Annotated in this window: 22 protein-coding genes; 6 read left to right on the top strand and 16 right to left on the bottom strand. The window is 66.0% G+C overall.

The features are described 5' to 3' along the window. Positions 1-19: 19 nt before the first annotated feature. The 12 genes from SB786_RS02825 to SB786_RS02880 form a co-directional block, all read right to left on the bottom strand. Positions 20-1,339 (bottom strand): MFS transporter, encoded by a 1,320-nt coding sequence (locus SB786_RS02825; protein ID WP_410726083.1) that lies wholly within the window; start codon positions 1,337-1,339, stop codon positions 20-22. A 398-nt stretch (positions 1,340-1,737) separates the two neighbouring features. Further along, positions 1,738-2,175 carry an acyl-CoA thioesterase gene (locus SB786_RS02830; RefSeq protein ID WP_006756723.1) on the bottom strand — a complete coding sequence of 146 codons (438 nt, stop codon included), beginning with the start codon at positions 2,173-2,175 and terminating at the stop codon, positions 1,738-1,740. A 135-nt stretch (positions 2,176-2,310) separates the two neighbouring features. Then, positions 2,311-3,132 carry an acetoacetate decarboxylase family protein gene (locus tag SB786_RS02835; RefSeq protein ID WP_410726084.1) on the bottom strand — a complete coding sequence of 274 codons (822 nt, stop codon included), beginning with the start codon at positions 3,130-3,132 and terminating at the stop codon, positions 2,311-2,313. A gap of 61 nt (positions 3,133-3,193) precedes the next feature. Further along, complete coding sequence (locus SB786_RS02840; protein ID WP_410726085.1) at positions 3,194-3,712, bottom strand: cupin domain-containing protein; 519 nt, start codon at positions 3,710-3,712, stop codon at positions 3,194-3,196. A 2-nt stretch (positions 3,713-3,714) separates the two neighbouring features. Continuing rightward, positions 3,715-4,371, bottom strand: a complete 657-nt coding sequence (gene maiA / locus SB786_RS02845) for a maleylacetoacetate isomerase (RefSeq protein WP_410726086.1) — start codon at positions 4,369-4,371, stop codon at positions 3,715-3,717. A gap of 2 nt (positions 4,372-4,373) precedes the next feature. Beyond that, positions 4,374-6,311, bottom strand: a complete 1,938-nt coding sequence (locus tag SB786_RS02850; protein ID WP_410726087.1) for an FAD/NAD(P)-binding protein — start codon at positions 6,309-6,311, stop codon at positions 4,374-4,376. Further along, complete coding sequence (locus SB786_RS02855) at positions 6,308-7,216, bottom strand: N-acyl homoserine lactonase family protein (RefSeq protein WP_410726088.1); 909 nt, start codon at positions 7,214-7,216, stop codon at positions 6,308-6,310. Before SB786_RS02855 ends, SB786_RS02850 begins: the two co-directional genes overlap by 4 nt. Continuing rightward, positions 7,213-8,610: a KamA family radical SAM protein gene (locus SB786_RS02860; RefSeq protein ID WP_410726089.1), complete on the bottom strand. Its 1,398-nt coding sequence runs from the start codon at positions 8,608-8,610 to the stop codon at positions 7,213-7,215. Before SB786_RS02860 ends, SB786_RS02855 begins: the two co-directional genes overlap by 4 nt. Positions 8,611-8,761: 151 nt before the next feature. Further along, on the bottom strand, positions 8,762-9,403 hold the full coding sequence (locus SB786_RS02865) for a CoA transferase subunit B (RefSeq protein WP_410726090.1): 642 nt from the start codon (positions 9,401-9,403) through the stop codon (positions 8,762-8,764). Between the two features lies 1 nt (position 9,404). Further along, positions 9,405-10,109 carry a CoA transferase subunit A gene (locus SB786_RS02870; RefSeq protein WP_410726091.1) on the bottom strand — a complete coding sequence of 235 codons (705 nt, stop codon included), beginning with the start codon at positions 10,107-10,109 and terminating at the stop codon, positions 9,405-9,407. An 83-nt stretch (positions 10,110-10,192) separates the two neighbouring features. Then, positions 10,193-11,872 (bottom strand): flavin-containing monooxygenase, encoded by a 1,680-nt coding sequence (locus tag SB786_RS02875; RefSeq protein ID WP_410726092.1) that lies wholly within the window; start codon positions 11,870-11,872, stop codon positions 10,193-10,195. Positions 11,873-12,010: 138 nt separating this feature from the next. Beyond that, a complete protein-coding gene (locus SB786_RS02880; RefSeq protein WP_410726093.1) occupies positions 12,011-13,273 on the bottom strand; it encodes an MFS transporter in 1,263 nt (420 codons plus the stop codon). Between the two features lie 228 nt (positions 13,274-13,501). On the opposite strand from SB786_RS02880, the gene SB786_RS02885 reads away from it, so the two are divergent. Continuing rightward, positions 13,502-14,905, top strand: a complete 1,404-nt coding sequence (locus SB786_RS02885) for an MBL fold metallo-hydrolase RNA specificity domain-containing protein (RefSeq protein ID WP_410726094.1) — start codon at positions 13,502-13,504, stop codon at positions 14,903-14,905. Between the two features lie 82 nt (positions 14,906-14,987). Here the strand turns inward: SB786_RS02885 and SB786_RS02890 are convergent, their stop codons facing one another. Continuing rightward, the gene (locus SB786_RS02890) at positions 14,988-15,893 is read right to left on the bottom strand and encodes a LysR family transcriptional regulator (RefSeq protein ID WP_006760940.1); all 906 of its coding nucleotides are present in this window, start codon (positions 15,891-15,893) and stop codon (positions 14,988-14,990) included. Between the two features lie 110 nt (positions 15,894-16,003). On the opposite strand from SB786_RS02890, the gene SB786_RS02895 reads away from it, so the two are divergent. From SB786_RS02895 to aroE, 5 genes are read left to right on the top strand one after another with little or no spacing between them, the layout of a single operon-like run. Further along, positions 16,004-16,954 carry a ketopantoate reductase family protein gene (locus SB786_RS02895; RefSeq protein WP_410726095.1) on the top strand — a complete coding sequence of 317 codons (951 nt, stop codon included), beginning with the start codon at positions 16,004-16,006 and terminating at the stop codon, positions 16,952-16,954. After that, positions 16,951-17,343, top strand: coding sequence for a VOC family protein (locus tag SB786_RS02900; protein ID WP_126224814.1), 393 nt, complete (start codon positions 16,951-16,953; stop codon positions 17,341-17,343). The genes SB786_RS02895 and SB786_RS02900 overlap by 4 nt, the downstream gene beginning before the upstream one ends. A gap of 2 nt (positions 17,344-17,345) precedes the next feature. After that, entirely contained in the window at positions 17,346-17,804 is a 459-nt protein-coding gene (locus SB786_RS02905; protein ID WP_410726096.1) for a MaoC family dehydratase, read from the top strand. Next, positions 17,804-19,027 (top strand): CaiB/BaiF CoA transferase family protein, encoded by a 1,224-nt coding sequence (locus tag SB786_RS02910; protein ID WP_410726097.1) that lies wholly within the window; start codon positions 17,804-17,806, stop codon positions 19,025-19,027. The genes SB786_RS02905 and SB786_RS02910 overlap by 1 nt, the downstream gene beginning before the upstream one ends. Then, entirely contained in the window at positions 19,024-19,857 is an 834-nt protein-coding gene (aroE, locus tag SB786_RS02915; RefSeq protein WP_410726098.1) for a shikimate dehydrogenase, read from the top strand. Before SB786_RS02910 ends, aroE begins: the two co-directional genes overlap by 4 nt. 45 nt (positions 19,858-19,902) lie before the next feature. Here the strand turns inward: aroE and SB786_RS02920 are convergent, their stop codons facing one another. The 3 genes from SB786_RS02920 to SB786_RS02930 all read right to left on the bottom strand — a co-directional run bounded on the left by SB786_RS02920 (position 19,903) and on the right by SB786_RS02930 (position 22,908). Next, entirely contained in the window at positions 19,903-20,790 is an 888-nt protein-coding gene (locus SB786_RS02920; protein WP_410726099.1) for an ABC transporter permease, read from the bottom strand. Further along, positions 20,787-21,728, bottom strand: coding sequence for an ABC transporter ATP-binding protein (locus SB786_RS02925; protein ID WP_410726100.1), 942 nt, complete (start codon positions 21,726-21,728; stop codon positions 20,787-20,789). The genes SB786_RS02920 and SB786_RS02925 overlap by 4 nt, the downstream gene beginning before the upstream one ends. A gap of 124 nt (positions 21,729-21,852) precedes the next feature. After that, a complete protein-coding gene (locus SB786_RS02930) occupies positions 21,853-22,908 on the bottom strand; it encodes an ABC transporter substrate-binding protein (protein ID WP_410726101.1) in 1,056 nt (351 codons plus the stop codon). Positions 22,909-22,943: the final 35 nt, after the last annotated feature.

Here is a 22,943-nt window from a genome sequence, read left to right on the forward strand (position 1 = left end):
ACGAATCCTCATCCGAGCATCAACGTGGGCGTATTTCACTTTTTCCGCGCACGGAAACGGGAGCCGGCCGGGTGGCCGCAAGCAGCGCGGCGCCGATGGCCATGATCGCCGCCATCAACAACAGGCACGCGCGGAAGCTCCCGGTCGACGTCCGCAGCCAGCCGATCGCCGCAGGACTGAAAAAGCCGCCCAACACGCCGATCGTATTGATCAGCGCGATGCCGCCCGCGGCGGCCGGTCCCTTCAGATAGGCGGATGGAATGGTCCAGAATACCGTGTAGGCCATCCACATTGCCGTCGTCGCAACCGTGATGAAAATCAGCGAAACATCGAGCCTGTCGCTCGACACGACAGTAGCGACGAGCGAAATCGCGCTGACCAGAGCCGGAATCGCGCTGTGCCAGCGCCGCTCGTTGCGACGATCGGAACTACGACCGGCGACGACCATGCCGATGGTCGCGGCAACGAACGGAATCGACGAATAGAGGCCGATCTTCATCGGATCGGTGACGCCGCGGGCCGCCAGCAGGCCGGGCAACCAGAAATTGATCAGGTAGATGCCGCAAATGACGCAGAAATAGGCGGCGCTCATCAAATAGACGTACGGATCCTTCACGACTTCCGCGAAACCGTGCCGCTCCGCATGTTGAGGCTTCGCGGTCATGTCGACGAGTTCCTGCCGTTCCTCGGGTGACAGCCACGTTGCGGTCTCGGGGCGATCGGCAAGCAGCACGCGGGCCATGATGCCGAGCGCGACGCACGGCAGCCCTTCGATCAGGTACATCCACTGCCAGCCGGACAAACCGCCCAAGCCTGCGAAGCTCGTCATGATCCACATCGACAGCGGGCCGCCGAGCACGCCCGCGAGGGGGCCGCCGATCATGACCGCGGCGATCGCTTTCGCACGGCGGGATTCGGGATACCAGCAGGTCAGATAGAAGAGGATGCCCGGCGTGAATCCGGCCTCGAAGACGCCCAGGAGAAAGCGCAGCACATAGAACGTCGTCGCGTCGCGCGTCGCGACCATGGCGGCGGACGTCAGGCCCCACAGCACCAGGATCCGGCTGATGGCCTTGCGCGCGCCGACTTTCGGCAGCAGCAGGTTGGACGGCACCTCGAAGAGCGCGTATCCGATGAAAAATATGCCTGCGGCCAGACCGTATTGCGCATCGGTCAAACCGATGTCGGACTGCATGTGCAGCCGGGCGAAACCGACATTGAGCCGGTCAAGACATGCAAACAAATAACAGATGAGCAGAAACGAAAGCAGGCGGCGGTCGAGCCGGCGATACAGCGCCGACGTGCGATCGTCATTCTGGATCGAGACGACAGTGGACATGCCCGTCCTATGAACGCGTCCCGTTTGCGGCAGTTTTCATGTGTTTCGACAGGCAGGACGGGTTGCGGCGCTGCATATCGCCCGTTGTTCTGCCGGTGCAGGCATTCGGGTTTGGCGAACCCTGGTCTTGCCTGGCTTGTCACCACACTCGATTACCGCGCAACCTTTCGACGTTCACCCTGAGTGGAACGTTGATCTTCTCGCTCGCGTGCGCCGTTCTGGCCGGTTTCACGCTAACGCAGCCTTTTCGGTAAAACCTGTCGTGAGCCGGGCGCCTTCGCATGTGTCAACACCGCTCGCGCGCCTAAATCCGGCCTTCGATCCCGGCAATCCGCTTTCCCCGCCCTACCGTGGCACTGCGCCCGGCATCGGACCGGGCGCTGTGACGGCGCGGTTTGTCAGGCGACTTCGGACAATTCGGGCGCCTCCTCTTCCTGGTATTGCCTGACGCGCGCACGGAACGTGTCCGAAAGCGGCACGGTCGATTCCGTCACGTAGTCGTAAGCGACGTGCGTCGACGCGCCGCGCGCGATCACGGTCTTGGCGTCGTCCGCGAGCGTGATCAGGTATTCGAGGTCGAAGCTCTTCGTGCCGAGGCGCGTGATTCGCGCGCTCACTTCGAGCGTTTCCCCCCATTTCGCGGAGCGGACGTATTCGCACGACGTCTTCAGCATGATCTGCGGAATGCCCTGATCGAGCGGCACCTCCAGCAGTTCATGCGCGTACGCCATGTATGCGTTCAGCATGTACACGTAATACATCGTCGCGCTGACGTGGCCGGCGGGATCCTGGTCGCGGTACGTGACGTCGAATTTCTGTGTGAAGGCTCGGGTCATCTTGGCACCTGTGGGTTGAGGTTGAACCCGCCGGACTGCCCGGCAGGTCGGGTCAAGCAAACGTTGAATGCCCGATGGCATTCGCGCGTCGCGCGAAAGCGTGCGGCGCGCTACCGGACGGGCCGGGCATGCGCGCTACGACAGCACGCGCTGGTCGAGGTATGGCTTCCCGCCATGCGCGTGCACGATCGAGCCGCCGCGCATCTCGACGATCGGCAACTCGGCGAGGGCATTGACGACGTGCGCCATCGTCGGCAGGTCCGACCAGCTCGCGACGTTGAAGCGCACGCGCGCATCTCCGACGTGCCGCCGATCGACCGTGACATACGGGTCGTGAACCGGCGTCAGCGTGACCTGGCACAGCTCGGTCTCGCCCCAGTCGCCTGTGCGCGGCGTGTACTTCAGCATCAAGGTGCCGTCGGACCGGGCCGGCGGCGTGTCGGCGACCGGCTCGCGCAATCCCGTCACGCCGAGCTCGAGAAAGCGAAAGCCCATCCAGCTCGCTTCGCAATGCTGTTCGCCGTTGAACTGCCGCGGCGGCGCGACGTCCGCATACAGCTTCGGATGGCCGATCTCGTCGCGGCCCGTGATGATCGGATCCGCGAGGTTTTCCCATACCGCCGCGAGAAACTTTCCGGCGGCGCGGTCGCGCGTCCCCGCGAAGATCGCGGGCCAGCTCACGTGAACCATCGTGTAGCCGCGTCCGGCGAGCCAGTCGATGCCGGTCAGGTAATGGAACTCGACGGTCACGACGGGCTCGCCGGCGAGCGTGAAACGTTCCGGAAGATGCCGTTCCAGCCGGGCCGCATCGGTGAGAAACGACGCGGATACCGTCATGCGCGTCGGATTGCGGTGCGGGTCGACCGCGAGCGCGTTCGGCACCTGCCGCGGGCCCGGCGCCGGTCCGAAGTGAGTGGGCATGCGATAGATGCGGCCCTTCTCGAACGTGTAAGCCAACGAACACCTCCTTCGTCTGTACGCGGGCCGGTTGCCGTGTGCGGCCGACCCGCGCGTCGCGTTACCGATGGGATGCCAGACCCGCGCCGGCATAGATGATTTGCAGCTCCCCCTGGATTTCGCGCATGAGATTGCCCGAACTCGCGTTCTGCGGAAGGTTCTGCAGGCGGAACAGCACGAACGGCTCGGTGCCCGACGGGTTGCCGATGGCGTGATAACCCCAGGCGGGCACGAACACGGTGTCGCCCGGCACGAGTCGCTCGTGCGCCTGGTCTTCGCCGAACGCCATTTCTCCGGATCCCGAATGAACGATGTACAGATGCCAGAATGAATGGCGATGCCGCTCCGTCATCTCGCCGGGCTTCAGCACCTGGATGACGAGCGACAGTTCGGGGGCGACCGTCCCGTGCTCATCGACTCTGCCGCCGGACAGCGCAAGCGTGCCCTGCGGGTTATGCGGGCGGCTGCGCGTCATTGATTCGATCGACTGCCACTTCCAGACCACCGGGTCGGCCGGGGGTTTCGACGTCAGTTCGAGATATTCGGAGAACGCGAGAATGTCGCCTTCGATCGTCTGCATGGTTACTCCTTGTTGTACGCAGGGTGGGATGAACAGGTATCCGGATGGGCATCACGGAACGCCGCGAGTTGCATGCATGCGTCATGAATGCGCGATACGGTCGGATACGGCGCGATATCGACGTTGACGTTGCGGGCCGAGACGATTTGCGGCACCAGCGCGAGGTCCGCGAGCGACGGGCGATCGCCGTGACAGAATCGGCCTGTCTCGTCGCTGCCGGCGAGCATCGTCTCGAGCGCGGCCAGGCTCGTGGTGATCCAGTGCTGCTTCCAGCGGAGCACCACGCCGTCGTCGCAGCCGGTCGCCTCTTTCAGGTACTGCGCGACACGCATGGCCGTGATCGGGTGGGTGTCCGCCGCGACCGTCTGGAACAGCGCACGCACGCGCGCGCGTTCCTGCGTGCCGGCCGGCAGCAGCGGCGGGTCCGGATATGCTTCGTCGAGATACTCGACGATCGCCGACGACTGGGTCAGCACGCGATCGCCGATCCGCAGCGCAGGCAGCAGGCCTTGCGGATTGATCGACAGATATGGATCGGCGCGGTGGGCACCCACGTCGAGATCCTGAACGACCGCCGTGTAGGCGACGCCCTTCAGGTTGAGCGCGATACGCACCCGGAACGATGCGGACGAGCGGTGGAAATCGTGCAGGGCAAGCATGATCAGTTACCCTCCAGCGCGGCGGTCAAGTCAGCTTCAGGCGCGGTTGCGAGCGAATCGCGCGACGCGATCGTGTCGTCGTCCGGCGCGCCGACGCGGGCCGGGCCGGTGGCCTGTTCCGCCGCGATCATGTCGAGCATTTCGAGCACGCAGCGCTCGGCGTCGCGCGTCTGCCGCGATGCGATGCCCGGACGCGGCAGCGCATGCGTGTAGAAGTGCGCGCCTTCGACGGGAAAGCCGATGGCCCAGAGGCGCGACTGCGCTTCGCCGTCGCGGCCGAACGGATGCATACCCGTACAGACGTCGAGTCCGCCCGGGTGGTAGTCGCCGTTCCGGTACGGGCGGACGATGCCGCGGCCGAGCAGCGCGGTCGAGAGCGGCGAACCGTCGGTGACCGGCGAATACGGATCGAGCCGCGCGACGACGAGCACGTCCGCGTAGCGGCGCTCCACCCGCTCGCCGTATTGCGCCTCGATGCGGAAATGCGCGCACGTCTCGTCGGCGACAAACCGCGCGCCGGGGCCGCCAGCGATGTCGAGCACGTCGGCGCGGTGCAGCGCGAGGTGCTCGCGATTGCGCCGCAGCGGCGGGCCGAACGACACGCGGTTGGTGATGGCGTTGAATTCGTCGACGAAGTAACGATGCGAATCGGGCGTCAGCCCGCCGTATTCGACAGCCGCGCGCAATGCCTCGCGCGTATCGCGCAGCACGTCGGTCGCCGCCTTGACCGGGCTCGTCAGGTTGCCGAGCAGCGCGTGATGCAGGTCGTCGCGCATGAGCGCGAAAAAGAATGTGCGGAACGCGTCGAAGGATTCGAACGTCCTGCCCTCGAGCGGCCACAGAATCTGGCCGATCGCGTGCAGTTCGTCCGGGCTCGGCTCGAATCCGTCGGCATCGACGTTGCCGCCTTGCAGCGCGAGCCGGTACGCATAAGCCATTTCCTTGATGATCAGCGGCAGCACGTCAGCGCGGAAATCGATCCGGCTGTCGCCCGTCGTGTCCAGCGCGACCGCACGCAATGCCGCCACCGCGTCCGGCGTGAAGAAGCGCGGGCGGTGGCGCCCCGTCAGCCCCTTCTGGTTGATCCCGCGCGCGGCGAACGGCAGGCAGTTGCGCGAGAACAGCAGGATCTGCGGTTCGAGCCCGGACTTCTGGTATTCGAGTTCGCCGTCGCGTTCGACGTAGCGTCCGCCACGGCCGATCGTCAGCGCGGACACGACATCGTGTGCGGTGAGGCCGAACCCCTGGATGGCGACAGTCGCGGTAGGGGCGATATCGTTGAGCGTCTCGATCGGGTATGGCGACGGCACGTATGCGAGTTGCGCGTTGTTGACCTGATGCCGCTCCGCGAACTGCGCGAGGCGCTGGTCGCTCTCGGTGAGCCGGCGCGTGCCGTGGCCCGTCGTCAGGAACACGTAGTGCGCAAAGGCCGGCGCGCCGTCGTCGACATGCAGTTCGTAGCCGCGGTTGGCCGGCACGAGATCGGCCACTCGGGCACGGCGATGCGTCACCGCGACGCTGCGCGGCAGCGCCGCGACGATCCGTGCATAAACCCACGACAGGTATTCGCCGAGCAGGCTGCGCGGCAGATGGTCGGCATCGTTGAGCGGACGGCCCGTATCGGCCGACGTTTTCCGGAACGCGCCGTCGACGTAGCGATATCCGCTGTCATGCGCCCATTCGACGAGCGACGGCGCGCCGTGCCGGCCCAGCTCGCTCGACGGCGCGAACATCGTCACTTGCGACGCGACGGTGTTGATCATCAAGTGATCCGGCTGGCTCGACGGATGCGCGCCCTGCCCGCATTCGCCGGCGTCGAACACCGTGATGTCCAGCGCGACGCCGGCCGGAATGTTGCGCGCGTGCTCGACGAGGCGCTCGAGCACGGTGACGCCACGCGGCCCCAGGCCAATGATCGCAATCGAAATCGTGTTCGTCATTGCGTTTCTCCCGTTTCGAGTTGAACGTCGGCCGATGCTGTCGCCGGGTCCGATGCCGCCACGCGCGACGCGTCGGCGGCGAGGTGCGCGTCGCTCAAGGGCGGCGCGTGCAGCGCCACGATGTCCGGATGTCCGTTCCAGCGCGGGAAGCGCTGGCGCACCGCCGGATCGTGGCCGGGAATGATGTGGTCGGGGCCGTCCGCCAGCGCTTCGATCGCCGCATGCCCGTCGAGCATGCGCGCGACGTTGAAGACGATCGGAAACGGGCGCTTCGAGCGGATGTGGTCCCAGTAGTGCGCGGCGTCGCTGGCCAGCACCACATGGCCGCGCGCCGTGCGCACCCGCACCACCTGCAGGCCGGCCGTGTGGCCTCCGATCAGGTGCGTATGGATGCCGGATGCCACCGCGTGATCGCCGTCGGCGAATCGCACGCGGCCCGCGTGCAGCCGTTCGATCGCCGCGCACACGTCGCGCGCCTCGAACGGCTTGCGAATCGCTTCGTGACACATGCAGCGCCCGGTGCAGTACGCCATCTCCGCATCCTGGATATGCAGCGTCGCCGCCGGAAACGCGCGGATGTTCCCCGCGTGGTCGTAGTGCATGTGCGTGATGATCACGTCGTCCACGTCGGCCGCGTCGATGCCGAGCTCGCCCAGCAGCGCCACCGGCGAATGCAGATAGCGACGCTTGCGCCGGGCGGCCGTCGACGCATCGAACCCCGTGTCGACCAACACCGTGCGGCCCATGCCGCGAATCACCCAGACATAGAAGTCGAGCGGCATGGAGATGTCGTCGTGCGGATCGTCGCCGAGATAGTTCTCGCCGCTGCGCCGATCGTCGTGCGTCGCGTAACGCAGCGCAAATACTTCGTACTCCGCGCCGTCCTGATCGAGAAGGCCGCTCATTCCACTGCCTCCAGCAAATCGGGGCGCACGGCATCGTGACGGGCCACGACGATGGTCCGGCCCGATCCGCCAGCGCCGTGCTCCATCGCCGCCAGTTCGTCCTGGAAGAAGAAGGTTTTTTCGCCGAATGCGGGGACGAGCTCGTCGAACCAGGTCGCGTTCGGATCGAACTTCGCATAGAACGGCCGGCGCACCCATTCCGGGTTGCGGGCCTGCAGCAGTTGCAGCGCGAACACCTTCTCGCCGGCCAGCTCGACGATGCCGTCGACCATCACCTTGCCCGGAAACGCGCTCATCGATGGGCCGCGCACGGTGCGGGCGAGGCCCGATATCGAGCGGTAGGCGGCCTGGAAAATCTCGTAGGCGCGTGCGAGCGGCAGCTTGAAATAGTCGCTGGGCCCTGTGTCGCGTTCGACGAACATGTAGTACGGGATCGCGCCGAGCCGCACGCCCGTCGTCCACAGCTCGGCCCAGGCGGCCGGATCCTCGTTGATGTGCCGGATCAGCGGCGCCTGGATGCGCACGCTCGCGCCGGTGCCGATGATGCGCCGCAGGGCGCGCTGCGCGATCGGATGCTGCAGTTCGCGCGGATGGTTGTAATGGCCCATGATCGCGAGATTGCGCCCGGACGCCACCACCTTTTCGAACACCCGCAGCAGGTCGTCCGAGTCCTTGTCGCTCACGAAGCGCTGCGGCCAATACGCGACCGACTTCGTGCCGATCCGGATGTTCTGCAGATGGTCGAACTCCGGCGCCAGCAGCGGCTCGAGGTACTCTCCGAGCGCGCGGGCACTCATCACGAGCGGATCGCCGCCCGTCACGAGAATGTCGGTGACTTCCGGATGACGCCGCAGATAGGCGGTGAGCTCCTGCGACGAACGCGCGTCGAACTTGAGCTCGTCCATGCCGACGAACTGCGGCCAGCGGAAGCAGAACGTGCAATACGCGTGGCAGGATTGCCCCGCACTCGGAAAGAACAGCACCGTCTCGCGATACTTGTGCTGCAGGCCGCTTAACGGCACGCCGTCGAGATAGGGCACGTTGTGGGTCAGCTGCCCGGCGGGGTGCGGGTTCATCCGCAGGCGGATCTGGCGGACGACGGCCTCGATGCGCGCCTCGTCGGCACCTTCCCGGACGAGATCGCGGATCGCCGCGTACTCGTCGTCCTTCAGCATGTCGCGGTGCGGGAACGTCAGCCGGTAGATCGGGTCGTCGGGAACCTTGTCCCAGTCGATCAGCTCGTTCAGCACATAGGGATTGACTCGAAACGGCAGTACGCGCGAGACGACGTCGACGGCTTCCTGAAGCTCGCTCGGCAACAACTGCCATTGCGGCGATTGGGAAACCGTGTGCCTCGTATACGGCTTGAACTTCCACATCTGATCCTGACTCATGACGGCCCTCTCAAGCAGATTAGATTTATGAATGTGACGACATCTGAATCGATTTCCTGGTTACAAAGGTGATTCGATAAGTACAGCGAAACAACACAAGCAAATTGAAAGCGATGGAACGGCGTGATGCCTTGCCGCTCTCCGCCGGTGTTCAGGACACGACGCTTACATCGAGCGGCGCGCTGGTCTTCGCCTTGATCTCGGCGGCGCTCACGCCGTCAGCGAGCTCGAGCACCCTCAGGCCGTTCGGCGTTACTTCGATCACACCGAGATCGGTGACGATCAGGTCGACCACGCCGACACCCGTCAGCGGCAGATTGCATTCGTCGAGAATCTTGTGCTGGTCGCCCTTCGCGACGTGCTCCATCAGCACGACGACGCGCTTCACGCCCGCGACGAGATCCATCGCGCCGCCCATGCCCTTGATCATCTTGCCCGGGATCATCCAGTTCGCGAGGTCGCCTGTCTTGCTGACCTGCATCGCGCCGAGGATCGCGAGATTGATGTGGCCGCCGCGAATCATCGCGAACGAATCGGCCGACGAGAAGATCGACGAGCCCGGCAGCGTCGTGACGGTCTGCTTGCCGGCGTTGATCAGGTCGGCGTCGACTTCGTCCTCGGTCGGCGACGGGCCGATGCCAAGCAGGCCGTTCTCCGACTGCAGCCACACCTCGACGCCTTCCGGCACGTGGTTGGCGACGAGCGTCGGCAGACCGATGCCGAGGTTCACGTAGAAGCCGTCCTGCAGTTCCTTCGCCGCGCGCGCGGCCATCTGGTCACGATTCCAGGCCATGTCAGTCTCCTTTCGCGCGTACGACGCGTTGTTCGATGCGTTTCTCGGGCGTCGCGTTCAGCACGATGCGCTGCACGAAGATGCCCGGCGTATGGATCTGGTCCGGATCGAGCGCGCCGTTCTCGACGATCTCCTCGACTTCCACGACGGTGATCTTGCCGGCCATCGCACACATCGGGTTGAAGTTGCGCGCGGTGCGGCGATAGATCAGGTTGCCGGACTTGTCGGCCTTCCACGCCTTCACGAGCGCGACGTCGGCCGTCAGCGACGGCTCGAGCACGTAGTGGCGATCGCCGAACTGGCGCGTTTCCTTGCCTTCCGCGATCACGGTGCCGTAGCCGGTGTTCGTGAAAAAGGCGGGAATGCCGGCGCCGCCCGCGCGCAGCTTCTCGGCGAGCGTGCCCTGCGGCGTGAATTCGAGCTCGAGTTCGCCGGCCAGGTACTGGCGCTCGAACTCCTTGTTCTCGCCGACGTACGACGAGATCATCTTCCTGATCTGGCGCGTTTCCAGCAGCAGGCCGAGACCGAAGCCGTCGACGCCCGCGTTGTTGCTGATGCAGGTGATGCCCTTGACGGCCGAATCGCGCAACGCGCCGATCAGCGCCTCGGGAATCCCGCACAGGCCGAAGCCGCCGATCGCGAAGGTCTGTCCGTCGCGCACGATGTCCCGGAGCGCTGAAGCAGCGCTCGAATGAAGTTTGCTCATATGTAATCCTTATTGAGATTCGCGCCCGTCGGGCGCGAACTTCAGTGGGGAGGAAACCGATTCAGAGGGAGGGTGTCGCGCGGTCAGACTTCGGCCACACTTTCGGGAAGGGAATGATCTGCGGTTGCGCCGTTGAACACGAAGCCTTCGTAATCGCGTTCGATGATGCCGTCGCATACGGCGATATAGGAATCGAATCCCTCGAGATCGAGCAGGACGGCACGCGGCTTGCCGGGTACGTTTGCGCCGACGTACCAGGAGTTGCTCTGATGGATCAGCGTCTTCTCGGCGATCGCCTGGATGCGTGCCGTCCACGCTTCCTGCGCCGCGCGAGTCGGCTCGACGGTAGCCGCATCGTGGTGCTGGGCGCGCTCGATTAGCTTCATCACGAGGTCGACCTGGTGCTCGTCGCACGGCACCGCGCTGCTCAGCGACGCGGTGCTGCCGGGACCGGCGATGTTGAAGAGGTTGGGGAACGCCGCACTCATGAGCCCGAGATATGTTTGCGGACCGCTCTTCCACGCGGTGCGCAGCGATTCGCCGTGACGCCCGCGAATGTCCACGTTCAGCAGCGCGCCCGTCACCGCATCGAATCCGGTCGCGAACACGATCATGTCGAGTTCGATCTCGCGGCCGCCCGCGACGATGCCGGTGCGGGTGATCGACTCGATCGGCGTTTCCTTCAGGTCGATCAGCGACACGTTATCGCGATTGAAGGTTTCGAAATAGCCGCTGTCGGCGCACAGGCGCTTGGTCAGGATCGGATGGCCGCTCGGCGTGAGCTTGTCGGCCAGCACGGGATCGTCGATCTTCTCGCGGATCTTCGCGCGGACGAACGCCGTGAGCGTGTCGTTCGCCTCCTTGTTCGTCAGCAGATCGTTGTAGGACGTGTAGAAACACAGCCCGCCCGCGGCCCAGCGTGCTTCGTATTCACGCAGGCGTTCTTCCGGCGTGACGGACAGCGCGGAAATCCGCAGCGGTTGACGGGGTTCGCCGCCGACACAGACGAAGCCGCCGGGCGATTGCCATTCCATGCGGCGCAGTTCGGCGTAGTTCGCCTTCATTTGCTGCTCGTATTCCGCGTCCATTGGACGGTTGCGCAGCGGGATGCTGTAGTTCGGCGTGCGCTGGAACACGGTGACGTGCGCGGCCGATTGCGCGGCCACCGGAATGAACTGAATCGCCGACGAACCGGTGCCGATCACGCCGATGCGCTTGCCGGCAAGGCCGACCGTGCCGGCCGGCCAGCGCGACGTGAAGCAGGTTTCGCCGGCGAAGCTGCCGTATCCGGGGACGTCCGGCACCTTCGGCGCAGACAGGCAGCCGGTCGCCATCACGCAGTAACGGGCGTGCAGTCGTTCGCCGGTGTGAGTGACGAGCGTCCAGCGGGCGCGCGATTCGTCGAACGTCGCGGCATCGATCCGCGTGCCGAGCCGGATGTGTTCATAGAGCCCGAAGCGATGCGCGACGTGATCGAAATAGCGCAGCAGTTCGGGCTGCGATGCATAGCGTTCCGTCCAGCGCCATTCCTGTTCGAGTTCGCTCGAGAACGAGTACGAATACTCGAAGCTCTCGATGTCGACGCGTGCGCCGGGATAGCGATTCCAGAACCAGGTACCGCCGATGCCGTCGGCCGCGTCGACGAGCCGTACGGACAGGCCGGCTTCCTTGGCCCGATGCAGCATGTACAGGCCGGCAACGCCGGCGCCGACGATGACCATATCGAATGCGGCGTCCTCGTCTCTTGATGCGATGTTCACCATGTCAGTCCTTCAATATGAAGTGTTGCTGGATTGATCGGGTACTTCCGTTTCGATACAGGGAGAGCATGCGCCGGCCTGGAATCCGGTTGGCGCCCGGGCGGCATCGCGGCAGCGATGCGCGCACCGGGAGAAGACACATCAGTCGTAGGCGCGCGAGCCGACGGACACGATCGGCACGGACCACTTTCGGCCATACGCCAGCATCATCACGAAGCTGAGGACGAAACTCAGGCCCCCGACCATCAGCAGGCCGAGCTCGCCGAGCACGGGCAACAGGTTGGTGAGGAAGCCCGTCACGACCCAGGCGATCGCCATCACGGAGCCGGCGACGCCGAGCGCCCAGCCCTGGCGGTCCTCCGTCACCGCGTCCGAATACGCGGTGTACATGGTGGTGTATGCAACCATGTCGAAGCAGCCGACCACCATGCCGAGCACCCAGAGCGTGTTTTCGTGCGGAAACAGCGCCGACAGCACTTGCCCGATGCCCGCGATCAGCAGGCCCGTCTTTGCGATGTCGACCACGTTCCAGATTTTCAGCATCAGCCGCACGATCACCATCAGCCCGAACACGAAGGACATGCCGATCAGGCCGCTGAACAGGCCGAGCTGCGAGCTGGTGTAATGAAATTTCGTCTGCAGCACCAGCATGATCGTCTGCAGATACAGCCCGTAGCCGACCTGCATCAGGAAGAACACGATCGACAGGAACGCGATGCGGCGGTGCGTGCCGGCCTGGTAGATGATCCGCAGCGGCATCAGCAGGTCCACACGCGTGTTGCCGGTCGGCGCGACCGCGTTGCGATATGACCAGAACGTCCAGAGCCCGCAGACGACCGACAGCGCGGCGACCAGCAGGAACGGCGTGCCGTAGTTGAAGAACGGCGCGATCGTGCGGTCCGACGTGACGCCGCCGAGCACGGGGCCGACGATGACGCCCGCGCTGAACGCAATCGACATGATGCTCATGTTGTACGCCTTGGTTTCCGGCGTGCTCATGTCCGTGATCGCGGCCTGCGCGATCCCCTGGCAACCGGCCATCAGCCCGCTCAGGCCGCGTCCGATCAGCAGCAGCGCGATACTCGGCAGCAGCGCGCCGATCGCCATCAGCAAGTAGCTGAGCGCCAGGCCGAATACGCACAGCAGCAGGATCTTTCGCCGGCCGTAGCCATCGGACAGCTCACCCATCAGCGAGGAGCCGAAGAACATGCAGAACGGATAGACGCCGTACCCGAGCCCCAGGTAGAAATTGCGGAGTTGCGGGCTCGTATCGGCCCCGATGATGCCCGATTGGGGGTCGGAGAAGATGGCCGCCATGATCGGGTACACCAGCCCGAACCCCATCGCGTCGATCGCAATGGCGAGCAGGCATGGACCCAGTAGTTTGATATTGAGTTTGGACATGAATGGCCTCGGTAGTAACGTGACGGCTACAGTAGTCGAAGGCCGGTTTTGCGAGTAGAGACGTATCAGCAATAGAAATTATCGTAGTTACCGATAACCCACGATTTCCTCCACCGAGCGCAACGGCGCCAGCGGCAAATCCCCCAAATCCCTGATTTCGGTCAACCGTCTCTCGCGCGTTCGCGCTGTAATCGAATTACCGTGCCGTCGACTCCGCTGAGGCGATCCATGAAACTGACTTTTCTTGGCGCGACTGAAACCGTGACCGGTTCGAAGTACCTGATCGAGCACGCAAGCCGGCGCGTGCTGGTCGATTGCGGCCTGTTCCAGGGTACGAAGAACCTGCGGCTGCGCAATTGGCAGCCGCTGCCGCTCGCGCCCGACACGCTGGACGCGATCGTGCTTACCCACGCGCATCTCGATCACTCCGGCTATCTTCCGGTGCTGGCGCGCGCAGGCTATCGCGGGCCGGTGTACTGCACGGCGGCCACGGCCGAGCTCTGCGACATCATGCTGCGCGACAGCGCGCGGCTGCAGGAAGAGGAAGCCGACTTCGCGAACCGGCACGATTATTCGAAGCATCGTCCGGCGCAACCGCTTTACACGCTGGACGACGCGCAGCGCGCGCTAGGCCTGCTGAAGCCCGTCGCGTTCGACGAATGCACGGCGCTGGGCGGCGGCCTGTCGTTCCGCCTGCTGCCGGCCGGGCACATCCTCGGCGCGGCGAGCGTCGTGATGCACTGGGATCACAAGGTGCTCGCCTTCTCCGGCGATCTTGGCCGGTATCACGACCCGATCATGCAGCCGCCGCGGCCGCCCGCGCATGCGGACTACGTCGTCGTCGAATCGACGTACGGCGACCGGCTGCATCCGGCTTCGGATCCCGAGAACGAGCTGGCCGCCATGTTCGACAAGACCTTCGCGCGCGGCGGGGTCGTCGTGATGCCCTGCTTCACCGTCGGCCGCGCGCAGGAAATCCTGCACTACATCGCGCGGCTGAAGGCGTCCGGCCGCATGGCGCGCGTCGCGGTATTCCTCGACAGCCCGATGGCGACGGACGCGACCGAGATCTATCGCCACCATATCCTCGAACATCGCCTGACCGTTTCCGAAGCGAACACGCTCGGCCACGCGGCGACGATGGTCCGCTCGATCGACCAGTCGAAGGCGATTGCCGAACACCATGGCCCGATGGTCATCATCGCCGGCAGCGGGATGGCGACAGGCGGACGCGTGCTGCATCACCTGAGCCGCTATGCGCCCGATGCACGCAATACGATCGCGCTGGTCGGCTACCAGGCCGCCGGCACGCGCGGCGCGGCGTTGGCCGCGCATGAGCCGACGCTGAAGATTCACGGCGAGTACGTCCGTGTGCGGGCGCAGGTCGAATCGATCACGGCGCTCTCGGCCCATGCCGACTATGAAGAGATCCTCACGTGGCTCGGCACGATGCAGTGCGCCCCCGCCCGCACCTTCATCACGCATGGCGAACCCGCTGCCGCGGATGCGTTGCGGCGGCGTATTGCGGAGCGCCTCCATTGGCCGTGCGAGGTGCCGGCTTACGGGCAATGCGTCGATCTGGATGAAGTCGCGACCGGCGGCGCGCAGGAATCCGCGGTGCTTTCGTCATAACTGACCGCAATGCGGCGAATCGCGGAATGCACGTGGCGGGAGCAGACGCTCGCGCCGGATTTCGTCACGCGCGGCGCCCCACTCAACGCGCGTTCGCGAACAACTGAACCACGACGCCGCGCAGCCAGCGATTGCCTGCTTCATGGTGATATCGCGAGTGCCAGTGCTGTCGGACCGCGAAGCCCTCGACCTCGATCGGACACGCATGCACCGTCAGGTCATTGGCCTGGGCCAGCGTCTCGCCGATATGGCGCGGCAGCGTCGTGATCAGGTCCGTGCTCTGGATGATCGCGCCCAAACCCAGAAACCCCGGCAGCCCCAGCACGACCTGACGCTCGATGCGCTCCCGCATCAGCGCCTGGTCGAGAAGCTGCGCGCCCGTTCCGGCCGTAATGGCCACATGGCCCTCCGACCGGTACTGTTTCACGCCGAGGCGACCGCGAATCCGCGGATGATGGCGATTGGCCAGACACACCCAGTCCTGGTCGTACAGTTTCTGCTGGTAGATGCCACCGCCGAGCCACGGCACATAGCCGATCGCGAGATCGGCTTCGCCCGACTCGAGCGCCCGTTCCGTGTTGCCGTCGATCCTCGCCGCCTCCAGCCGGACGCCCGGCGCCTGCGCGCGAACGTGTGCGAGAAGCCGCGGCAGCAGCGTGACATGGCTCGCATCGGTCATGCAGATGCGAAACCGGCGCTGGGCAGTCGCCGGGTCGAACGCGATCTCCCAGGCCGCGAAGCGCCGCAACGATTCGAGGATTTCCCGGCACGGGCCGATGAGCGCGTCGGCCTGCGGCGTCGGCGCCATGCCGCCGGGCGTTCGGATGAACAGCGGATCGTGAAGGTGTTCCCGCAAGCGCCCGAGCCAGATGCTGACGGTCGGCTGGCTTTGTCCGAGTTGCTCGGCCACGCGGGTGACGCTGCGCGCGTCGTACAGCAGATCGAAAAGCTGCAGCAGCTTCAGGTCGGGAAGATCGGTCGGAATCATCGCATTATTGTCTATCGCAATAACGTCATTGTAGTCATTGCATTGTCAGCATGACGGGCAACTTCTATCGTGCAGCGGTACGTCAACCCTGCATGACATCGGAGAAACCCATGAAGATTGCAATGCTGGGCGCCGGCGCGCTGGGCTGCGCGATTGGCGCCGCCCTGACCGAAGGCGGCCACGAGACCTGGCTGATCGCCCGCTCGCCGTCGCACGTCGACGCAATGTGCCGCGACGGCCTCCGGGTCGACGATCCGAGCGGATCCCGGCGCGTGCGCGTCCGCGCGACGACGCAGGCGGACGACGTCGGCGTAGCGGATCTGGTGATCGTGCTGGTCAAGTCATTCCACACCGACGCGGCCATGCGCGGCGCGCAGGGGCTGATCGGGCCCGACACGCTCGTGCTGTCGCTGCAGAACGGCCTCGGGCACGAGGACATCCTCGCCGACGTCGTCGGCCGCGAGCGCGTGCTCGCGGGCAAAACCTACGTCGGCGGCGTGCGGCGCGGCGACGCGCACATCGAATCGGGCGTGGCTGGAAAGCTCACCTTCATCGGCGAACTCGACGGCCGCATCACGTCCCGCCTCCAGGCTGTCGCCGATGCATTCAACGCCGCGGGCCTCGCGACGACCGTCAGCGACAACATCGTCGGCACGATGTGGGACAAGCTGCTGGTCAACGTCGCCACGGGCGCGCTCACCGGCATCACCGGCCTGACCTACGGGCAGCTCTACGGCGAGCCGCTGCTGAAGTCCACGTCGCTCGCGGCCGTCGCCGAGGCGATCGCGGTCGCGCAAGCAGCGGGCGTCAGGCTGTCGATGACGGACCCCGAGCAGGCATGGACGCTGGCTGCGCAGGGCCTGCCAGCCGCGTTCAAGACGTCGATGCTGCAAAGCCTGGAGAGAGGAGCCGTGACCGAAATCGACTTCATCAACGGATCGGTCGTGCGCTGCGGGCAGCGGTACGGCGTGCCCACACCGGTCAACGCGACGCTGGTTGCGTGCATCAAGGGAATCGAGCGCGCGATGGCCGATCGCCAGGCGCAGGAGGTGGCCGCATGAGCGCCACGAAAGCCTATCTGGAGCACGTCGCCATCTGGGTGAAGGACATCCATTGGCACATCCGCTTCTTCGAGGACGTGCTCGGCATGACGATGCGCGAGGTGGACGGCACCGTCGACGCGCCGCGGCAATACTGGACGCTCGGCGGCCTGCAGTTCATCCATGCGCCGGGCTGGGACGGCCCCGAGGGCCGGCTCGGTCATCTGGGCGTGATGTGCGAGGACCTGGAAGCCGCGCTGGCCGCGGCACAAGCGTACGGCGTGACCGACATGCCGCAGGGGCGGAACTGGCTGCGCTTGCCGGACGGCCTGGTGGTCGAGCTCATTCAGGCAACGCCCGCTTCCTGTGTCGCCCAGGCGCTGGCGATCAACCCGCGGACGGAGGCATGACCATGACGATCGTCGAAAAGTATTGGGACGATGCCCGCGAGGGCGACACGTGTACGAGTCCGAGCTACACGGTCACCCAAGCGCGCATCCTCGCCTACGCCGACCTCACCGGCGACCACACGCCGGTGCACGTCGACGAGGCGTACGCGAACGCGAGCCACTTCGGCTGCCTCGTCGCGCACGGCCTGTTCGGGCTGTCGATCGCCGACGGCCTCAAGACGCAGAGCGACTACCGTTTCCTGCCGGGCATGTCGCTCGGCTGGACCTGGGACTTCCTGCTGCCGATCAAGGTGAACGACGTGCTGCACGTGACGTTCCGCGTCGGCTCGATGCGCGCGAGCAAGAGCCGCCCGGGCTGGGGCATCGTCGTGCTGCCGTCGGAGCTGATCAACCAGGACGGCCAGGTCGTCCAGCGCGGCGAGCACCGGCTGATGGTGCCGCGCCGGCCGGGAGCGTTCTGATGCAGGCCCGCCCTCTCGAAGGTATTCGCGTCGTCGACTACAGCCATTTCCTGGCCGGCCCCTATGTCGGGCGCTGCCTCGCGGCGCTCGGCGCCGAAGTGATCAAGGTCGAACGCCCCGGTACCGGCGACGCCGGCCGCCAGCATGCGACGGTACTCGACGACCAGCAAAGCGGCTATTTCCTGCAGCTCAACATGGGCAAGCGCGGCGTCAGCGTGAACATGAAGGACGCGCGCGGCAAGGCATTCATGCAGCGTCTGTGCGACTCCGCGGACGTGTTCATCGAGAACTACCGGCCAGGCGCGCTGGACAAGCTCGGGCTGGGTTACGCGGAGTTGTCGGCCCGCAATCCGGCACTCGTCTATTGCTCGATTTCAGCCTACGGACATACCGGCCCCGATGCGCATCGCGCGGGCTTCGGGCTGATCGCCGAGGCCAAGAGCGGCATCATGCAGATGGTCGGTACACCGGGCGAGCGGCCGCCGCTGCTGCGAATATCGCTCGGCGACATGTACACCGGCATTCACGCGGTCGCGGCCATCAATGCCGCGCTGCTGGGACGCGTGAAGAGCGGCCGCGGGCAGCACATCGACATGGCGCTGTACGACACGCTGGTCTCCATGCACGAATACGCGGTCCAGTGCTACACGCTGCAAGGCGTGCTGCCCGAGCAGACCGGGCACGACATGCCGACTTCGACGCTCTACGGCGTATTTCGCGCGGCGGACGGCGATCTCGTGATCGCCGCGCAGGTCGACGACGCATGGAAGCGCTTCGCCGTCCTGATCGAAGCGCATGGCGGACCGGCCGGCTTCGGCGCCGACACGCGCTTTCACGACAGTGTCGGACGCAACGCGCACCGCGTCGAGATCCTGTCGGTCGTCGAGCCGTGGGTGGCCGCCCGTTCGGTCGCGTCGGTGCTCGAGCTGCTCGATCGCATCGACGTGCCGTGCGCGAAGGTACAACGCATCGACGAGGTACTGGCGGATCCGCAGGTCCAGGCCCGCGGCATGGTCGTCGAGCAGGAGCACCCGCGCTACGGCACGCTGCGCCTGCCGAATCTGCCGTTCCGGTTCTCGGATTGCGATACGACGATTCGCGACGTCGCGCCCGATCTCGGACAGCACAACGCCGACGTCGCCCGTTCGCTCGGGTTCGAGCCCGCTGAAATCGATGCAATGCAGGCCGATGGTGTTCTCTATTCAAAAGCGAGCCAACGATGACTGACCAGTACGCGGTGATCGGCAACCCGATCGGACACACGAAATCTCCGCTGATCCACGGCATCTTCGCGCAAGCGTCGCGGCAGGACATGCACTACTCGGCCATCGAAGGGCCGCTCGAGCCGGAAGGCGCCTTCGTCGGCGTGGTGCGGGCATTCGCCGCGAGCGGCGGCAAAGGCATCAACATCACCGCCCCGTTCAAGCTCCAGGCGTTCGCGATGTCGGACGAACGCAGCGAGCGCGCCTCGCTCGCCGGCGCGGCCAATGCGCTGAAGTTCGAAGGCGGACGCATCCTGGCCGACAACTTCGACGGGATCGGGCTCGTGCGCGACATCGAAATCAATCTCGGCCTGCCGATGGCCGGCAAACGCGTGCTGATGCTCGGCGCCGGGGGCGCGGCGCGCGGCGCCCTGCTGCCGTTCCTCGCTGCGGGGCCGGCCGAGATGGTGATCGCGAATCGCGACGTCGACAAGGCGCGCGCACTGTCCGCGCAGGTCGCCGGACGCGGGCCGCTGGCGGCGTGCGGCTATGCGGAGCTCGTCGCGATGGGACGTTTCGATCTGGTGGTCAACGCCACGTCGGCGAGCCTCGCCGGCGATCTGCCGCCCGTCCCGCCCGGCGTGTTCAGCCCGACAGGCGCCGCGTACGAGCTTGCTTACGGCAAGCGGCTGACGCCCTTTCTCCGGCTGGCGCGCAATGCGGGCGTGCGCCGCGTCGCGGACGGCGTCGGCATGCTGGTCGAGCAGGCTGCCGAAGCGTTCGCGTGGTGGCGCGGCGTGCGCCCCGAGACGGCCACCGTGATCGAACGACTCACGGTCCCGCTCGATTGAATGCGGTGCGCGAGCGCAGCGCGCGCGCGTTCCGATTCAATACGGTCAGTGCTGAATACCCCAGCGGCGCACCGTCACGCGCTCGAGCGTATCGAACACGAGGTGCTCGACTAGCAGCCCGATCACGATGACGGCCGCGAGGCCGGCGAACACGCGGTCGGTGTACAGCTCGTTGCGGTTCTGGAAGATGTACCAGCCGAGCCCGCCCTGCCCGGCGCTCGCGCCGAATACGAGTTCCGCCGCGATCAGCGTGCGCCACGCGAAGGCCCATCCGACGCGCAGCCCCGACAGGATCGACGGCAGCGCGGCAGGCACCAGGATCAGCGCGATCTGCCGCGCGCCGGTGAGGCCGTAGTTGCGCCCTGCCATCTTCAGCGTGGCCGGCACGCCGGCGAAACCCGTGTACATACTGAGCGCGAGCGGCCACAGCACCGCGTGCACGAGCACGAACAGCAGGCTGCCGGTGCCGAGCCCGAACCACAGCAGCGCGATCGGCAGCAACGCGATCGACGGCAGCGGATTGAACATCGCCGTGAGCATCGTCAGCACGTCACGGCCGATGCGCGTCGACACCGCGAGCGACGTCAGCACGAACGCGAACACCACGCCGAGCGCATAGCCGCGCAGCAGCACCGACATCGAGATACCCGTCTTCACGAGCAGTTCGCCCGACACGATGCCTTGCACGAACGCGGCCAACGTCGCGCCGACGGTCGGCACGAGCAGATCGTTCGCGACGATGCGCGCGACGATTTCCCACGCGGCGATCAGCACGAGCGCGATGACGCCGCGCCGAAACGCGCTCGCACCCGCGATGCGGCGCACCAGCGGCGCGGGTGCCGCACGTTCGGCGTCGGGCGGCGTATCGAGCGTGCGCACGTATTCGGCGCGAACGGGCGGCAGCGGCGGCAGAACCGGATCGATCGTGCTCATGATGCCGTGGCCTCCGCGGTCGATGCGGGATGCGTTGCGCTCGCCACGTCGGTGTCGAACAGCAGATGATGAATCCGCGCGACGCTGTCGCGGAAATCGCCGCTGCCGACGCTGTCGAGCGAATAGTCGTGGCTGTTGAGCTCCGCGCGCACGCGGCCCGGATGCGGCGACAGCAGCAGGATCCGGTTGCCGACGACGAGCGCCTCCTCGATCGAATGCGTGACGAACAGCAGCGTGAAGCGGAATTCGTCCCACAGGCGCAGCAGCTCTTCCTGCATCTTGCGGCGCGTGAGCGCGTCGAGCGCGGCGAACGGTTCGTCCATCAGCAGCACGCGCGGCTGCATCGCCAGCGCACGCGCGATCGCGACGCGCTGCTTCATCCCGCCCGACAGCGTATGCGGATACGCATCGGCGAACGCGCCGAGCCCGACCTTGTCGAGGTAGTGCAGCGCACGCTCGCGTGCTTCGGCGCGCGACAGCTTCGCGGCCGCGCGCAACGGAAACGCGACGTTCTCGACGACCGTCTTCCACGGCGGCAATTGATCGAACTCCTGGAACACGACGATGCGGTCGGGGCCCGGCCCGTGCACTGGCTGGCCATCGAGCGCGATCGAACCCGACACGGGCTCGATGAAGCCGGCGATCGCCTTCAGCAACGTGGACTTGCCGCACCCCGACGGGCCCAGCAGCACGAAACGGTCGCTGCCGTACACGTCGAAGCTGACCTGGTGGGTCGCGCGGACGATCCGCGCACCGCTGCGATATTCGAGGCTCACGCGATCGATCGCGAGCAGGCGCTCGCTGTACGCGCCGGCCGGCGCGACCCGCGGTGCGGGCCGGCTCGCGACGCGTACGTCGGTGGCGGGATGGGCGGCCGGCGCGGCCGCGCCGCGCGCCGCATACGGCGGCAACCCGATTCGGGGAGAAGTGGCGTTCACGATCGAAACTCTTGGCGGGAAAGCATCAACATACGGCGGCGCGGCGCGCGACCCAACCAACGATTGCGCATATCGAAACCGCGTCGACGCATAAGCGTCGATCGCGACGTCGCAACGCCGCCGCTCAACTGCCGCCGGCCGTCGCCGGATCGTCAAAGAAGTAGTCGCGCCACGACTTCGGCTCGTTGCGGATCGCGCCGGTGCGATACATGAACTGCGCGAGCTTCAACGTGTTCTGCGGGGCCGTCTTGAACTGCACCTGCGGATTGCGCAGGATCTTCAGCAGCAATGCGCGATCGATCTTCGATCCGTTCACGCGGATATAGGTGTCGGCGGCGCCCTCGGGATCGGCGGCGATCTGGCGGGCCGCGTCGGCGAGCGCGGCGACGAACGCGCGGTACGTCTTCGGGTTGTCGTCGCGGAATTTCCCGGTCGCGTACAGCACCGTCGCGGAACTCGGGCCGCCGAGCACGTCGTAGGAATTCAGCACGATGTGCGCGTTCGGATTGCCCGCGAGTTCCTGCTCCTGGAACGGCGGATTGCCGAAGTGGCCGGTAATCACGTTGCTGTTCGCGAGGATCGCGGCCGTCGCATCGGGATGGGGGATCGCCTGGGTCAGCGGGTCGAGCTTGTCGAACTGCTTGTCGCCCCACTGCTTCGCGGCGGCGTACTGCAGCACGCGCGACTGCACCGACACGCCGACGGCCGGCACCGCGATGCGGTCCTTCGCGCCCAGGTCGGCGATCGTCTTCACGTTCGGATTGCTGCTGACGAGGTAATACGGAAAATTGCCGAGCGACGCGACGCCCTTCACGTTCTGCCGGCCGCGCGTGCGGTCCCACACGGTCAGCAGCGGCCCGACGCCCGCGCCGGCGATATCGACCGCGCCCGACAGCAGCGCGTCGTTGACGGCCGCCCCGCCCGACAGCCGCACCCAGTCGACCTTGATGTCGATGCCGGCCTTGCGCCCTTCCTTCTCGATCAGTTGCTGGTCGCGCGCGACGTTCAGCATCAGATAGACGACGCCGAACTGCTCGGCGATGCGGATTCGGCCTTCCGCGTGCGCGGCTTGCGGCATGCCGGCGGCGGCGAATGCCAGCGCGGCGGTGAGCGTGGCGGCCAGCGCGCGGCGCGCGGCCAGGGTCGTGCGGCGCAGTGCCGGCGAAAGCGGAAACGACATCGGAACTCCAGTCAGGATGGGGACAGCGGGACGAA

Origin of the sequence: Burkholderia sp. SIMBA_062, from assembly GCF_046534765.1 — a bacterium.
In the GTDB taxonomy this organism is placed as follows: domain Bacteria; phylum Pseudomonadota; class Gammaproteobacteria; order Burkholderiales; family Burkholderiaceae; genus Burkholderia; species Burkholderia ambifaria.

What these genes read in the sequence shown, in the direction of transcription:
- SB786_RS02860 (WP_410726089.1), bottom strand. Translation starts at nt 8,610, where the DNA reads ATGAGTCAGGATCAGATGTGGAAGTTCAAGCCGTATACGAGGCACACG.
- SB786_RS02865 (WP_410726090.1), bottom strand. Translation starts at nt 9,403, where the DNA reads ATGGCCTGGAATCGTGACCAGATGGCCGCGCGCGCGGCGAAGGAACTG.
- SB786_RS02855 (WP_410726088.1), bottom strand. Translation starts at nt 7,216, where the DNA reads ATGAGCGGCCTTCTCGATCAGGACGGCGCGGAGTACGAAGTATTTGCG.
- SB786_RS02870 (WP_410726091.1), bottom strand. Translation starts at nt 10,109, where the DNA reads ATGAGCAAACTTCATTCGAGCGCTGCTTCAGCGCTCCGGGACATCGTG.
- aroE (WP_410726098.1), top strand. Translation starts at nt 19,024, where the DNA reads ATGACTGACCAGTACGCGGTGATCGGCAACCCGATCGGACACACGAAA.
- SB786_RS02920 (WP_410726099.1), bottom strand. Translation starts at nt 20,790, where the DNA reads ATGAGCACGATCGATCCGGTTCTGCCGCCGCTGCCGCCCGTTCGCGCC.
- SB786_RS02875 (WP_410726092.1), bottom strand. Translation starts at nt 11,872, where the DNA reads ATGGTGAACATCGCATCAAGAGACGAGGACGCCGCATTCGATATGGTC.
- SB786_RS02830 (WP_006756723.1), bottom strand. Translation starts at nt 2,175, where the DNA reads ATGACCCGAGCCTTCACACAGAAATTCGACGTCACGTACCGCGACCAG.
- SB786_RS02880 (WP_410726093.1), bottom strand. Translation starts at nt 13,273, where the DNA reads ATGTCCAAACTCAATATCAAACTACTGGGTCCATGCCTGCTCGCCATT.
- SB786_RS02840 (WP_410726085.1), bottom strand. Translation starts at nt 3,712, where the DNA reads ATGCAGACGATCGAAGGCGACATTCTCGCGTTCTCCGAATATCTCGAA.
- SB786_RS02910 (WP_410726097.1), top strand. Translation starts at nt 17,804, where the DNA reads ATGCAGGCCCGCCCTCTCGAAGGTATTCGCGTCGTCGACTACAGCCAT.
- SB786_RS02930 (WP_410726101.1), bottom strand. Translation starts at nt 22,908, where the DNA reads ATGTCGTTTCCGCTTTCGCCGGCACTGCGCCGCACGACCCTGGCCGCG.
- SB786_RS02895 (WP_410726095.1), top strand. Translation starts at nt 16,004, where the DNA reads ATGAAGATTGCAATGCTGGGCGCCGGCGCGCTGGGCTGCGCGATTGGC.
- SB786_RS02900 (WP_126224814.1), top strand. Translation starts at nt 16,951, where the DNA reads ATGAGCGCCACGAAAGCCTATCTGGAGCACGTCGCCATCTGGGTGAAG.
- SB786_RS02850 (WP_410726087.1), bottom strand. Translation starts at nt 6,311, where the DNA reads ATGACGAACACGATTTCGATTGCGATCATTGGCCTGGGGCCGCGTGGC.
- SB786_RS02905 (WP_410726096.1), top strand. Translation starts at nt 17,346, where the DNA reads ATGACGATCGTCGAAAAGTATTGGGACGATGCCCGCGAGGGCGACACG.
- SB786_RS02890 (WP_006760940.1), bottom strand. Translation starts at nt 15,893, where the DNA reads ATGATTCCGACCGATCTTCCCGACCTGAAGCTGCTGCAGCTTTTCGAT.
- maiA (WP_410726086.1), bottom strand. Translation starts at nt 4,371, where the DNA reads ATGCTTGCCCTGCACGATTTCCACCGCTCGTCCGCATCGTTCCGGGTG.
- SB786_RS02885 (WP_410726094.1), top strand. Translation starts at nt 13,502, where the DNA reads ATGAAACTGACTTTTCTTGGCGCGACTGAAACCGTGACCGGTTCGAAG.
- SB786_RS02825 (WP_410726083.1), bottom strand. Translation starts at nt 1,339, where the DNA reads ATGTCCACTGTCGTCTCGATCCAGAATGACGATCGCACGTCGGCGCTG.